10 protein-coding genes, 1 tRNA gene and 1 pseudogene are annotated in these 13,208 nt (G+C 58.8%); 7 read left to right on the top strand and 5 right to left on the bottom strand.

Annotated features, from left to right (window positions below):
• Positions 1 to 170: 170 nt before the first annotated feature.
• The gene (locus ABIE49_RS11770) at positions 171 to 1,154 is read left to right on the top strand and encodes a Bug family tripartite tricarboxylate transporter substrate binding protein (RefSeq protein ID WP_192740161.1); all 984 of its coding nucleotides are present in this window, start codon (positions 171 to 173) and stop codon (positions 1,152 to 1,154) included.
• Between the two features lie 492 nt (positions 1,155 to 1,646).
• On the opposite strand, the gene ABIE49_RS11765 is transcribed toward ABIE49_RS11770, so the two are convergent.
• Positions 1,647 to 2,282, bottom strand: coding sequence for a TetR/AcrR family transcriptional regulator (locus ABIE49_RS11765; RefSeq protein WP_210337542.1), 636 nt, complete (start codon positions 2,280 to 2,282; stop codon positions 1,647 to 1,649).
• Between the two features lie 69 nt (positions 2,283 to 2,351).
• Between ABIE49_RS11765 and ABIE49_RS11760 the strand changes: the two genes are divergently transcribed.
• The 4 genes from ABIE49_RS11760 to ABIE49_RS11745 all read left to right on the top strand — a co-directional run bounded on the left by ABIE49_RS11760 (position 2,352) and on the right by ABIE49_RS11745 (position 6,763).
• On the top strand, positions 2,352 to 3,221 hold the full coding sequence (locus tag ABIE49_RS11760; protein WP_192740160.1) for an inositol monophosphatase family protein: 870 nt from the start codon (positions 2,352 to 2,354) through the stop codon (positions 3,219 to 3,221).
• A 38-nt stretch (positions 3,222 to 3,259) separates the two neighbouring features.
• Positions 3,260 to 3,898 carry an NADPH-dependent F420 reductase gene (locus tag ABIE49_RS11755; protein WP_192740159.1) on the top strand — a complete coding sequence of 213 codons (639 nt, stop codon included), beginning with the start codon at positions 3,260 to 3,262 and terminating at the stop codon, positions 3,896 to 3,898.
• 384 nt (positions 3,899 to 4,282) lie between these two features.
• Positions 4,283 to 5,011 carry a helix-turn-helix transcriptional regulator gene (locus tag ABIE49_RS11750; RefSeq protein ID WP_210337541.1) on the top strand — a complete coding sequence of 243 codons (729 nt, stop codon included), beginning with the start codon at positions 4,283 to 4,285 and terminating at the stop codon, positions 5,009 to 5,011.
• A gap of 261 nt (positions 5,012 to 5,272) precedes the next feature.
• Positions 5,273 to 6,763 carry an amidase family protein gene (locus ABIE49_RS11745; protein ID WP_192740158.1) on the top strand — a complete coding sequence of 497 codons (1,491 nt, stop codon included), beginning with the start codon at positions 5,273 to 5,275 and terminating at the stop codon, positions 6,761 to 6,763.
• Positions 6,764 to 7,319: 556 nt separating this feature from the next.
• Here the strand turns inward: ABIE49_RS11745 and ABIE49_RS11740 are convergent.
• Positions 7,320 to 7,604, bottom strand: a complete 285-nt coding sequence (locus tag ABIE49_RS11740; RefSeq protein WP_354066763.1) for a hypothetical protein — start codon at positions 7,602 to 7,604, stop codon at positions 7,320 to 7,322.
• A gap of 491 nt (positions 7,605 to 8,095) precedes the next feature.
• Here ABIE49_RS11740 and ABIE49_RS11735 point away from each other — a divergent pair, with 491 nt between their 5' ends.
• Positions 8,096 to 9,337: a tyrosine-type recombinase/integrase gene (locus ABIE49_RS11735; RefSeq protein ID WP_192740157.1), complete on the top strand. Its 1,242-nt coding sequence runs from the start codon at positions 8,096 to 8,098 to the stop codon at positions 9,335 to 9,337.
• 14 nt (positions 9,338 to 9,351) lie between these two features.
• On the opposite strand, the gene ABIE49_RS11730 is transcribed toward ABIE49_RS11735, so the two are convergent.
• A tRNA-Ile gene (locus ABIE49_RS11730) sits at positions 9,352 to 9,427 on the bottom strand.
• 126 nt (positions 9,428 to 9,553) lie between these two features.
• Positions 9,554 to 10,538 (bottom strand): annotated as a pseudogene (locus ABIE49_RS11725) (Bug family tripartite tricarboxylate transporter substrate binding protein).
• Between the two features lie 122 nt (positions 10,539 to 10,660).
• Between ABIE49_RS11725 and ABIE49_RS11720 the strand changes: the two are divergent.
• Complete coding sequence (locus ABIE49_RS11720; protein WP_192740156.1) at positions 10,661 to 11,626, top strand: TAXI family TRAP transporter solute-binding subunit; 966 nt, start codon at positions 10,661 to 10,663, stop codon at positions 11,624 to 11,626.
• Positions 11,627 to 11,798: 172 nt separating this feature from the next.
• On the opposite strand, the gene ABIE49_RS11715 is transcribed toward ABIE49_RS11720, so the two are convergent.
• Positions 11,799 to 13,010 (bottom strand): ABC transporter substrate-binding protein, encoded by a 1,212-nt coding sequence (locus ABIE49_RS11715; protein WP_192740155.1) that lies wholly within the window; start codon positions 13,008 to 13,010, stop codon positions 11,799 to 11,801.
• Positions 13,011 to 13,208 lie beyond the last annotated feature (198 nt).

The following is a 13,208-nucleotide window of genomic DNA, read 5'->3' as shown; positions in this document are numbered from 1 at the left end:
TGTTCTCGTAAGGGGCTTCGAGGTCTGAGCAAGTCAAAGGGAGAACTGCAATCTTCTTCGGCTAAGCCCCCCGCCCTGGATGAATCGGCGAAGATCGACCGTTCTCAGATTGTGAACGCTCGATGACACAGACCCAGCGACAGCCGAGAGGGCGGAAGGGGTAGAATGTTATGAAAAAGGTTTCGCGACGCGATGTGATCAAGGTCGGAGCGGCAACGATCGCTGCGGCGCCATTTGCTTCGGCTCGGGCGCAATCCTGGCCGACACGGCCGATCAAGATCGTGGTCTCGGCGGCGCCCGGGGGACTTACAAATGCATTCGCCCGCGTCTACGGCGAGTATATTTCGACGAAACTCGGCCAAACGGTTATCGTCGAGAACAAGCCCGGCGGGAGCGGGATTCCGGCGGCTCAGTACGTCAAGTCGGCGGACCCGGATGGAAACACGCTCCTGTATACGAACTCGTCCACGCTGCTGGGCAACAGGGTCGTTTTCAAGACTCTGCCCTATGATCCCGACAAGGACTTCGCGTTCATTTCGATGACGCCATCTGGCCACCTGCCTCTCATCGTCCATGCCTCGACCGGAGCTACGACGCTAAAGGAGTTTATCGATTACGCACGCAACAACAAGATAACGGCAGGATCATATGGCACGGGTTCGTTCGCGCATATCGTGGCGATCCAACTGAAGCAGGAGTTTGGCCTCGACTTGGAAGTCGCTCAATATCGAGGAGAGGCCCCGATGTGGCACGACTTTCTTTCCGGCTCTATTCAACTAGCGACTGGTAGCTATCAGGCGGCTGTTCCTGCATTCGAAACCGGCAAGGGGCGTGCTATTGCTGTGCCGTCGCCGGTACGCATGAAGAAACTACCCGACGTTCCAACGTTTTTGGAGCAAGGTTACACGGCAAAGGTCTTCCAGGCTGTGGGGTGGACCGGATTGTTGGGACCGGCGGACATGCCCCAGGGCCGGGTTGAACTGCTTTCACGTTTGATGGTCGAGGCTGGCAGCGGTGAGGCTGTGCAGAAGATGCTGGACACTTTCGCAATCGACGAGGCCGCACAGGACCGGACGACGTTCCTGAAGGTCTACAAGACCGAGGGGCCGATCTGGATCGATGCAGTGAAACAACTCGGCATTGATCCGGTGTGAACTGCTTGAACGCGCTATGAAATTACACCATCTACCGACGCAGTTTCTGACGACAGGTGGGGCTCTTTTGTGGAATTATCAAAGGTGACGGTAGCCAAGCATTTCTCGAAAACGCCCTTGCGATCTCTGGGAGGGCGTAGGGCGGAGAATGTAACTACCATGCCTCGCCGATCTCGGCCGTCTTGAAAGCGTTTTTTATTGTTCTGGGAGTTCTCCCGAGACTAGGTCGGACGCATGGGTGCAAACCTATGCGCCCGACCGTTTTTTCTGGTGCGCTCGGGTACCGCGTAACACTCTAATGATAGGCGACCATTGTCAGCACTGACGGGTTGGACGATCGAGATCGACGAACTTGTGCAACTGATCCGATCATCTCAGGCGAGCGCAATTATCTCCGCGCTCCGTTTCGCTTTTGCCCAACCACCTGGCACGGCCTTAGTGAGAAGCCCGATATAGTTGCCTGACAGCGCGAGTATTCAATCTCTCAGCGTATCACACCGTCCCGCACCGAACACCCAGATATCCACGCAACGCTCCCTCGATAGCGTCCGCCAACAACGTTGCATCGACGTGCTCTCGGGTGCCGGCGGCGTCGGTCAGGGCTCTGATTATCTCCATCACGTCGAGGGTTGCGGTCCTGGTCTCCGAGGCTGGCAAACCATAGCACCTTTGCAGAAACGCCATGATGCCGGCACGGGCGGCCGCCGCGTTCGTTGAAGGCGGCATGCTCGTCGCCAGTCGAGCCTCTTCAAAATCGAGCAATCGTGCCAGCTTTGGGCGGCGCAGTTGGTTGCGAACCGCCGCCTCGATCATCTCTCTAAGCGCCCTTTTCGGATCTTCCAGGCAGAGGGCGGCATTTATCTCGTCGACCAGAGCCGTCGATTCTCTTTGAACCAGGGCGAGGGTGATTGCGTCCTTGGTCGGGAAATATTGATAGAGCGATCCAATGCTAACGCCGGCGCGAGCCGCGATTTCGTTAGTCGTGTACCCGTCCAAGCCGCGCCCTTCGAGAATATGAGCCGCGCCTTCCAATATTGCCTCAACCGTTTGAGAGGAGCGCAATTGGCCCGGCTTTTTCCGGGGGGTTAGCCGTGCGCGGCGCGTCCTGGTCAAATGCGAGTTTTTCATGTGAGCAATTGCTCGTATAAATAACAAATGAAGTCAATGCGGATGATCTTCTCACTTTCGGGAACCTAAATGACCAATCAGATTGCCAACCCGCCCACTACGTTCGCGACGAGCGATCGGCGACAGGACGTTGTGAAGACTGCGAGCCCAGACGACGTGGCGCTGCTACCCACTGTCGTTGCTGCTGTTCAATCTGCGGGTAGCGAGATGAAGATCCGCTTTTCCCGCGATAGTCGGCGAACCAGTCGACAAGACATCAATGCATCGATCGGCAATAACGACGACGTGTCGCTGGGTCTACTGCAGGCCCCCCTGTTGGCCGCGCGTCCAAGCGCGAAATGGGTTGAGGATGAGCTCGCAGGCGGTGCCTTGCCTCCCGGTGAATGGTGGGTGACCGATCCCGTTGAGGGTGCCATAAACAATGTTCACGGAATGACGGACTGGGGAGTAACCGCAACCTTGGTCCGCGAGAATCTCCCAGTTCTGGCGGTGGTGCATTTGCCGCTGACCGGAGAGACCTATACGGCCGTAAGGGGCGATGGTGCATATCTTGATGGCACGCGGCTATATCACTCAGCCAAGAGCGATCTGAAGGCCGCCCTGGTCGGCACCGGGCAGGCCGCGCCCGGCGAGGACCACGACACCCACCGCCGTATCGGGCAATCCGTAACGGCCATGTTGGAAGCTGCCTTGGTTGTGCGCGTCTCCGTGCCGGCGACACTGCAACTCATCCAGGTCGCCGCCGGAAGGATGGATGCTTTCTGGCAGTTCAGTCAGGTCCGATCGGGATTGCTGGCCGGTGCGCTACTCGTGGAAGAGGCGGGCGGCATACTCTCGGATGTTTGTGGCCGTCCATGGAATCTTGCGAGCAGCGACTTCCTGGCTGCAGCGCCGGGCGTGCATGCGGCCGCGGTCAGGGCCCTTCTGCCCATCCGTTGAAGCTTCCTTCTCTCGTTTCAAATCTTTTGGAGTACTTCATGGCAGACATTGGTATTTTGGGCTCGGGACGCGTCGCCACGGCCCTCGCGAACAAGCTCGCAGGCGCACGTTACACACTGTCGGTCGGCGTCCTTGGCGTGGCGGCGGCCGCAGCGAAATGGCAAGGCCCCGAAGTTTCCTTCGGGAGTCACGCGGAGACGGCGCGCGCCGCGCCGGTGATCTTCAACGCGACGCCGGGCCATACCACCCTGGACATGCTGAGCTCCCTTCGGGAAGACTTGGCAGGGAAGATCCTGATCGACGTTTCCAATGCGACCCTGCGCGCCGAAAACGGGATGCCTGGCAACCTTCTTTATCCTAACGGTAGTCTTGCCGAGCAGATCCAGAAAGCCCTGCCGGAAACCCGAATCGTCAAGACGCTAAACACGATGCTGTTCACCGTGATGACAAATCCGTCGGGCCTGAAGGTGCCGCCTACCGTATTCGTTTCCGGGGATGATGCGAATGCCAAGGGAGTGGCCAAGGATCTGTTGGAAGATCTGGGCTGGCGGCCTGAGTGGATCGAAGATCTCGGGGATATAGCCTCGGCCCGCGGGCCGGAAGCGATGGCGCTCCTCGTGCCTTCCGTCATTCGCGCGCATGGCTTGGCGCCTTTCGCATTTGCCATCGCGAGGTGACGGTGGTGCTGAGGTGCGACGAATAGAAGCCCCTAAGTCGATCGGTGCATTCTGCTGGCCAGGCGTGTTGCAATCCCGGCCGCAGCTTGCTCGCATTTTTCGCAAGCGTAAAAGATGGCTCCGAAGTCACTGAATTGGCTTTGCATAATGACGCTCGCTAAGACGCGCCTGTGAGGTACGTGAAGCAGTTACTCGCATTTGGCGGTCATCTTGTGCATGGAGTGAATCTTTCAGGCGAAAATTGAACGGTCCACCGAAGCGGTCGCCGTCGCATTCGTCGAATTGACAGATATCGAGACGTCGTGCACGCTTCACAGGAAGAATATTGCTTCCGGTACTTTCGAGTGATGCGTTGCTTGTTGATCTTTGAATCCCGGGACACGCGTGCGCTTATCAGCCCGTCAAGTTTCTTCTCTTTCCCGCGTCATGAAGACGCTCGCCGAACCTTATTCCGAGAGCGAAGTTCGAGCCAAAGTTGCGGCGGAATTGCTCGAATTGCTCGAAGCGCAGTTCTGCGCCAGCTACGTCTGGCAACCCGATACCAAATGCTTCGATCAACGGGTCAATCTACACATGGATCCGGAGAATCTCGTTCGCTACGAACAACACTATCAATTTCACGATCCGATCACGCCTGACCTGCAGAAGCATCGAGCGGCAGTGAAAGTTAGTGATGTCATGCCGCAGTCCGAACTCGCCAAAACTGAGTTCTTTAACGACTTTCTTTCGCGGGACGGGTTGCATTGGGGTGTCAACCTCTTTGCGTGGGACGGCGAGGAAAATATCGGAGATCTGCGTATTTGGCGCGATCGGAGACGGGAAGACTTTTCGAAGCTGAATCTGCAAGTTCTCGATCTCGTGCGGCCTGCCTTCGTCGCCGCATTGGTCAGGAGCCGCCAGCATCGGCGATCGACGGCCGGCCTGAGCGAGCCAGCCGTCCTGTCCGCTCGAGAATCGCAGATCGCACGTTTGGCAGCGTCCGGCCTAATGGACAAACAGATAGCGCGTCATCTGGCCATCTCCGTGACCACAGTGCGGACACATATCGAACACGTGTTTCGCAAGCTAAGCGTCAGCAACCGCACCATGCTTGCGCACAGGATGAAACCCTAGCCATTTTAGACAGCCTAGGGGTGAGAGCCGGTCCGACCGCGTTGTCAATCGGGATCCTGCGACGTCGTCGAGCGCTACGCCAAGCGTTTTTCCGAACAGCGGGTACGTGCCGTGCTTGGCGGATAGCTATCGCAGAGGCCTGGACAGGAGGAGTCGCATCCTCAATCCTGAGGATAGCAACGAAGTGCCCTGGTTCCTATGCTCGCCGAGCGATTGCTGAATCATCGACGCCTGAACATGGCGACGAGAAACGGGGGAAACATGATACGACGCCGCGAATTTCTCGCAGGAGCAGCCGCTTCGCTGGTTGCGTCCACGAGGCCAACGACCTCGAGCGCGGAGATTCAAACCTCCCCCGATTTGTCCGCGACGGCTGCAATAAGGGCGATGCAACGGGGAGAACTTAAAGCGGAAGCCTATGCGGGAGCGCTTTTGGAAAGAGCGCGTGTCCACAAGGCGTTGAACGCGTTTATCACACTCGATCCCGAAGCGGTTTTGGAGGCAGCTCGCGCCGCCGACAAGAAACGCCAATCGGGTGGGCCACTGGCTCTCATGCACGGACTCCCTATACCGATCAAGGACAGCATGAACACACGAGTTCTGCCGACCTCAAATGGAACCAAATCGCTTCGTAACTTCAAACCGGCGAACGATGCCGCTCTCGTCAGGCGGTTGCTCGACCAGGGGGCCATCGTGATGGGCAAGACCAACATGACGGAGCTTTCCTTCGGTTGGACCAGCAACAATGAAGCGTTCGGTCCGGTCCACAATCCCTATGACCCCGAACGAATCCCGGGAGGAAGCAGCGGGGGGGCGGCGGCAGCTGTCGCGGCACGTATTGCGCCTCTCGCAACCGCGGCAGATACGTTGGGCTCCATACGTGTGCCCGCCGCCATGTGCGGAGTTTCTGGCTTGCGTCCGACCTATGGCCGCTATCCCGCAGATGGAATAATGCCCTTGACCACGAACAAGTTCGATCAGGGGGGCTGTGTAGCCCGGACGGTCGAGGATCTTGCCCTATTCGACGCAGTTCAAACTGGAGAAACTGCGCCCCTTCCGGCCAAGCCGCTCAAAGGTGTAAGGATTGGCGTCCCGCCGTTCTACATGGCTGGCCTGGATCCCGAAATAGCCAAGACGGCCGAGCAAACGTTTCGGCGTCTGCGCGACGGCGGCGCAGTGATTGTCGAAGCCGAAATTCCCGACGTGCTCAAGTCCGCTTTCAATGTGGCTGCGACTATCATGCTCTACGAAAGTCATCCGACGATTGCAGCGTATCTCGAGCAGCAGGGAACCGGTATCAACTTCGACCAGATGTTCTCGCAGGTCTCGGAGCATCTAGGTCAGTTCTTCCGCAAGGTTGCCATGCCGCCGGGGCGTCCGCCCAAGGATGCCTACGACGCGATGATAGCTAAGAGGGAAGAATTGAAGGAAGCGGTCCGCGCCCACTTCAACCAGCAAAGGATCGAGGTACTTGCGTTCCCGGCGATAGCTGCGTTGCCCCCGAGGATCGGTGTCGACGGCGAAGTCGACATTGCCGGCAAGAATGTATCGTTCTTCGAGGCTTTCGGTCGCAATACGTCGTTAGGCCCGGTAACCGGTATGCCCGGATTGGTCCTTCCGATGGGGCTGTCTGAACACGGGCTACCCATCGCAATCGAGTTCGAGGGCCTCCCGGGAGACGACAGGAATCTGCTCTCGTTGGGCATGAGCATCGAAAAGTTGCTTGGCCCAATTCCCTCTCCGAAGGCGTGATTTGCTGGCGGGCCGTTTGTTGCCTATCGTCACGTGCGGTCAGGCTTTCGCCGCCGGTGAAATGCAATTCGGACTGGACCGTGGCTCAAATGGTGGGTTTTGGTCTGGGAAAGTGGAAAACGCTTTATCTTTCAATGGGGATTGACTGACACTCTCTCCGCCGCACCGCTTCTCCATCGTATCCCGCTGTTCTAAGCGACAGTAAATGGAATGAATCGCGCGACGACGACTGTTGGCATTAGTTCCCTGATGTTACCCTGAGTCACCACGCAAACCGTAGCTTCGGAACGTAGGATCGGAGGAGGGTTTCGCGTTGAAGAGCATGGCGGGGCGCGAGATGCACAAGTGTCGACTACTATCACACGAGCTTCTCATGGATTGAATAGGGGCAACTTTAACCAGCGAGACGAGAGGTTGCCTCATTCCTGCGCGGCTCCCTTGATCGGCATCACCTTCTTGGGATCGAGCCATTGGTCGATCCGATCGGCCCAATGTTGCATCAGCTTCGTCCGCGAGCCGATTAGCGCGAGCGGTCCGTGCTTCTTGTGGAGACCTTCTACAGTAGAGTTATCGAGATGCGCGAGCTGTAGCTCGACGACATCGCCATCCCGTCCTTGGCGTCCTTGATCTCTTCGTGGTGAGACAGAGTCGAGAACGTTGTCCGGAATCCGTGGGCACAATGATCAGTCTTGGTCAATGCCAAGCAGCCGCCTGGACGCTTGATGTCCTGCCTGCACAGCTTGCCGAAGCGATCCTTGACGTAGCCGACGCGGAGCTCAAGCACCTCGATGGTCTTGGGGTCGTGCACCGCGACGATCCTGCCGCGTTTGACTTTCTCCACCTTCTGGGATCGGATGACGAACACCGATGTACGGGGAAGTGCATTTTTTCAAGGCGAGCACTTCGCGGGCGGTTGCGGGCGTTTTAGAACGAGCTTGAACAGCCGTGTCGGTCCCCTGGCCGGAATCGAACTGAGGAGCGACCTGAGACGCCTTGCGGTCCACCGTGTACCTTCGATTGTACGATGACGTACTCAGTCGTGCGACAGAGGGATTCGCTGCTTTATGTTGAAGTAAGCCTTTGCGATACTTTTGATCACGCTGCGACTGCGCCTTGCATGTCTAGGAAGCGTCGATAAATGGATCGAAGGCAACCTGAAATTACACCGGATACGCCGCTTCGCCTTGCTGATGCCGCGAAGATCGCGTTTCCTATGGGTGGAATGACGGTCGCAGGTTTGCGGCGTGAGCGCGATCGCAACCGATTAGTAATTGAAAAAATTGCCGGCAAGGAATTTACTACGCTGGCTCACATTGAACGGATGCGAGAGCTATGCCGCGACGAAGCAAGGGAGCCAGACTCCAGCTTAAGGCAGCCCGCCGTGACGAGGGCGGAAACATCACCCACCGTGCAACATGGATCATCAGAGACAACGGTCGGGATGTCAGCACAGGCTGCGCTGCAGATGAGATTGCAGCCGCGGAAGCAAAGCTAAAGGACTACATAGCCACCAAATACACGCCGAAGCGGCGTGTACGCCACATAGACGATATCGCAATCGCAGATGTTCTCTCGATTTATTTGGATGCTCAACTTGATAAGCTGCGCGATCGCTTCAATGTCGATAGCGACAACGAGGATACCATTCCCGCTATCCGCAAGTTCAAGAGGCGTGTCGAGCGTTTGAACGAGTGGTGGGGCGCCAAAATGCTTGGCGAAGTCAATGGAGAAGCATGTCGTGCCTACGCTAGGCAGCGTCGCAAGAAGGGCGGTGCGCGCCGGGACCTTGAGGATTTCCGTGCGGCTATTGGTCATCATGCAGCTGAAGGATATCACAGGGAAATCGTCAAAATTTCGCTGCCGGAAAAGGGCGGACCGCGCGACAAGTGGTTGACTCGCAGCGATGCGGCCAAACTGATCTGGACTTGCTGGCGCTATCGCGAACTGCAAAAGAAGTCGCGTCAACCGATGGACGAGGTGAAGGTCCCCACGCGCAAGCGTCCGCTGCGACATCTTGCTCGCTTCATACTTTTGGGCATTTACAGCGGGACGCGGGCCGGAGCCATTGCCGCGGCATCACCCATCCCAGCGGTCGGTCGCTCTTATGTCGACTTGGAGCGCGGACGCTACTATCGTCAGAAGCAGGGCAGCGCGAGGACTAACAAGAGGCAACCGACAGTTCCGATCCCCTCACGCTTGCTCAGCCACTTACGGCGTTGGCACCGCATTGATCCGGAGGCGAAACACTTCGTTGAGTTCAACGGTGAGCCAGTGACTTCGGTCAAAACGGCATTCAAAAGCGCCGTTAGACTGGCGGGGCTTGGTCCCGGAATATCTCCTCATACTCTGCGACACACGGCGGCGACGTGGCTGATGCAGAGGGGGGCAGATCCATGGCAGGCAGCTGGCTATCTCGGAATGTCGCTGGAGGTCCTGCTGAACACCTATGGTCATCACCACCCTGATTATCTTTCTGATGCCGTCGAGAAGATCGCCATGCGCGAACGAAAAGAGCACGTATCTGGTGCGGTTTCTGGTGCGGTGATCCCGCTCCGGCCAAATAAAATCCAATAAGCAATTGATATCCTTGGTGGGCCCGGCAGGACTCGAACCTGCAACCAGACCGTTATGAGCGGCCGGCTCTAACCATTGAGCTACAGGCCCCGCCGCGAGCGGCCGTTTGAGGCGGCCGGCAACGGTGCGGGCATCGTTTACAGTGATGATCTCGATCCCGCAATGCGGTGATTGCAATCCCGCACTTGCGGTGATTACGATCCCGCAATGCCGGGGTTAATCCACCGAAACGCCGGCAAATTCCACGACTTTGCGCCATTTCTCGGTCTCGCCGGCGACGAGCTTGCCGAATTCGGCTGGTGTCATCGGCTTCGGAATTCCGCCGACCTCGGCGAGCCGCGCCACCAGCTTGGGGTCTTTCAGTGCTTCGCCGACCGCCTTGTTGAGGATATCGATGACTTCCTGCGGCGTGCCCTTCGGCACCGAGATGCCGTAAAAGCCGACGGACTCGAAGCCCGGCACGGTTTCGGCGATCGCGGGCACGTCCGGCACCGTCGGCCAGCGCTGCGGGGAGGTGACCCCGAGCGCGCGAACGGTGCCGCCCCGAACCTGTTCGAGCGCCGACGGCAGATTGTCGAAGATCAGCTGCACCTTGTCGGAAATGCAATGCCAGCGCCGAGCCGCGATAGGGCACGTGCAGCATGTCGCATTTGGTCATCGCCTTGAACAGTTCTGCCGACATGTGCACCGACGTGCCATTGCCCGATGACGCATAGGAGATCTTGCCGGGGTTCGCCTTGCAGTAGTCGATGAACTCCTGAACGGTTTTCGCCGGCGTCGCGTTCGACACCACGAACATATTGGTGAGTTGCATGATGCTGGCGACCGGCGCGGTATCGCGCAGGAAGTCGAACGGCAGTTTTTTGTAGAGCGAGGTCGAGATAGCGTTGTTGGGCGCGACGAACAGCAGCGTGTAGCCGTCCGGCGGCGAGCTGATCGCCGCAGCCGCGGCGATATTGCCACCGGAGCCGGTGCGGTTCTCGACCACGAATTGCTGGTTGAAATGGTCCGACAACCACTGGCTCATGATACGCGCGACGATGTCGACCGGGCCGCCGGCGGCGAAGCCGATCACCCATTTCACCGGGCGGTTAGGGTAGTCGGCGGCGACGGAAGGGAAGGTGTTGGCCGCAAAGCTCAAAAGGAAAACCAGACCAAACAAGGCTTTTCGCGAAAATCGGATCATTATGCTTTCCGTCATTTTCTTGTTACCGTTGCGCCCATGCTTTCATAAAAGCCCGAGCTTGCCTACAACCTCCACTGGCGTTGATTGGTCATTCCTCGGGAGTAGACTTGCTCCTGGAAACATGCTTGAGGCCAAACATGAAACTCGCTCATATCGTCTGCGCCGGCGTTCTCCTGCTGGCAGGCGGCGCGGCGGCGCAAGATGGAGGCAAGGCTATTACAAAAACAACAATCAGCCTTGGAACTGCGACACCGGGCGGCGGCTTCCCGGTCTATGGCAATGCGTTCGCGGAAGTCATGAACGCCGCCGATCCGACGCTGTCGATCGAGCCGCGCAACACCAAGGGCAGCAGCGAGAACATTCCGCTGCTCGAGACGGACGGCCTCGATATCGCGCTGGTGGCGGGGGAGCCTTCCTACGAGGCCTTCATGGGCATCGGGCGGGCGCCGACCAGGCTGAAGATCCTGACCGCGATGTACTCCAGCCCGGGCATGTTCGTGGTGCGCGCCGACAGCCCCTACAAGACCATTCGCGATCTCGTCGGCCAGCCGGTGGCGTTCGGCGCCAGGGGCTCGGGTCTGCCGATCCTGTCGCGCTACATGCTCGACGGCATCGGGCTGAAGCAGGACGAGGATTTCAAGTCGATCTATCTCGACCGCGCCGGCGACGGTCCGGCCATGGTGCAGGACGGTCGTGCCGCGGCGCTATGGGGCGCGGGCATCGGCTGGCCCGGCTTCAAGAGCATGGCGGAAAGCCCCGGCGGCGCCCGCTTCATCGCGCCCGACGCCGGCGAGATTGCCAGGGTCCGCGCCAAGCATACCTTTCTCAAGCCGCTGACGGTGCCCGCCAACAGCTACCCGAACCAGCCGGCGGCGATCGATTCGATCGGCTCATGGAGTTTTGTCCTCGCGCGCGAAAGCCTGCCGGATGATGTCGCGTACCGGTTGGCGAAGACGCTGCACGGCGCGGAAGGGGCGTTGTGCAAGAAACTGCCGCAGGCCTGCGAGACAACGGCGGCGAACACCGCCGCCGCTGCGCCGAATGTGGGGCTGATCCATCCGGGCGTGCTGAAATATTTCCGCGAGGTTGGGGTGGTGAAATAGGGCGCTGCTCTTTCAACACGTCGTCCCGGCGAACGCCGGGACCCATACGCCGCGGCGGTTATTGTTGAGCACAATACTCGACAACCTTTTCCATCAACAGATGACCGGGATTATGGGTCCCGGCGTTCGCCGGGACGACGATGGTGTGTAGTGGCGTAACGATGGTGAGAATCTACTTCTTCGCCATCGCACATGCCGGATCAATAGGCCCGAACGCCTCGTCGCCGGGGATCTTGGCCAGGATCTTGTAATAGTCCCACGGATATTTCGATTCTTCCGGCTTCTTGACCTCGACCAGCCAGAGGTCATGCACCATCAGATTGTCCTCGCGCAGCCTGCCGTTGCGGGAGAAGAAATCCTCGATCGGCTTTTCGCGCATCTTCGCCGCCACTTTCAGCGGCTCGTCCGTACCCGCCTCCTTGATGGCGTTGAGATAAGATATGACCGAGGAATAGACGCCGGCCTGCCACATCGTCGGCATCCGGTTCATCTTGGCGAAATAGCGCTTCGACCATTCGCGGGTCTTGTCGTCCATGTCCCAGTAGAACGAGGTCGTCAGCAAGAGGCCCTGCGCCGCCGGCAATCCCAGCGAATGAATGTCGGTGATCAGCGCCAGCAATGCCGCCATCTGCTGGCCGCCCTTTAAGACACCAAACTCCGAGGCGGTCTTGATCTCGTTCATGTTGTTGGGCGGGCCGGCGGCGATGCCGATGATCTTGGCCTTGGAAGCCTGCGCCTGCAGCACGAAGGACGACAGGTCGGGGGTCGCAAGCGGCGGTCGCACCGAACCCAGCACCTTGCCGCCATTGGCGGTGACCACCGCAGAGGCGTCGCGTTCGAGCGCGTGGCCGAACGCATAATCATCGGTGATGAAGAACCAGCTGTTGCCGCCGCGCTTCACGACTGCCTGCGCGGTGCCGGCCGCGAGCGAGCGGGTGTCGATCACCCATTGCATCGCATAGGGTGAGCAGAATTTGCCGTGGAAATCCGCGGCCAGGGTCGAGTGTGTGATGAAGAGCTTCTTCTTCTCGTTGGCGACGTTCTGTACCGCAAGGCCGACCGCCGACACCGGAACGTCGACGATCAGGTCGACCTGGTCGACATCGTACCAGCGCCGCGCCATGCCGCCGCCGATATCCGGCTTCAACTGATGGTCGCCGACGATCAGGCTGATCGGCTTGCCCAGCACCTTGCCACCGAAATCGTCGATCGCCATCTGCGCGGCCGTGACAGAGCCCTGACCGGTTGGCGTCGCCGCCGGGCCGTTCATGTCGGTGAGAACGCCGATCTTGACGATGTCATCTGAAACTTGCGCGAGCGCCGCAGGCGACGCCAGCATCGCGGCCGCAAGCGCGCCAAGTATGGATAGGTTTTTGACGAGCATCCGCTCTTCTCCCTGTGCATCGGCTCGTTGGCCGTGTGTGTCTTCAGGCGGTTGCTTTCCGCCAATTAGTCCCATCTGCAACTAAAGCCAATTGGTCCCAATTGCAACTAATTTGAGCTGGCGTCAACTTGGCCGGAAGGAGGGGGCCCGGCCGCCAGCGGTATCGGGTTCTGTTTATTTTCGGACCGATTCAGGGCA

This window comes from Bradyrhizobium sp. OAE829, from assembly GCF_040546575.1.
In the GTDB taxonomy this organism is placed as follows: domain Bacteria; phylum Pseudomonadota; class Alphaproteobacteria; order Rhizobiales; family Xanthobacteraceae; genus Bradyrhizobium.
This window is presented reverse-complemented; position numbering and strand designations above follow the sequence as displayed.

Coding starts and splice junctions, on each gene's coding strand:
- ABIE49_RS11715 (WP_192740155.1), bottom strand. CDS start 13,010: ATGCTCGTCAAAAACCTATCCATACTTGGCGCGCTTGCGGCCGCGATG.
- ABIE49_RS11735 (WP_192740157.1), top strand. CDS start 8,096: ATGCCGCGACGAAGCAAGGGAGCCAGACTCCAGCTTAAGGCAGCCCGC.
- ABIE49_RS11755 (WP_192740159.1), top strand. CDS start 3,260: ATGGCAGACATTGGTATTTTGGGCTCGGGACGCGTCGCCACGGCCCTC.
- ABIE49_RS11770 (WP_192740161.1), top strand. CDS start 171: ATGAAAAAGGTTTCGCGACGCGATGTGATCAAGGTCGGAGCGGCAACG.
- ABIE49_RS11760 (WP_192740160.1), top strand. CDS start 2,352: ATGACCAATCAGATTGCCAACCCGCCCACTACGTTCGCGACGAGCGAT.
- ABIE49_RS11745 (WP_192740158.1), top strand. CDS start 5,273: ATGATACGACGCCGCGAATTTCTCGCAGGAGCAGCCGCTTCGCTGGTT.
- ABIE49_RS11720 (WP_192740156.1), top strand. CDS start 10,661: ATGAAACTCGCTCATATCGTCTGCGCCGGCGTTCTCCTGCTGGCAGGC.
- ABIE49_RS11765 (WP_210337542.1), bottom strand. CDS start 2,282: ATGAAAAACTCGCATTTGACCAGGACGCGCCGCGCACGGCTAACCCCC.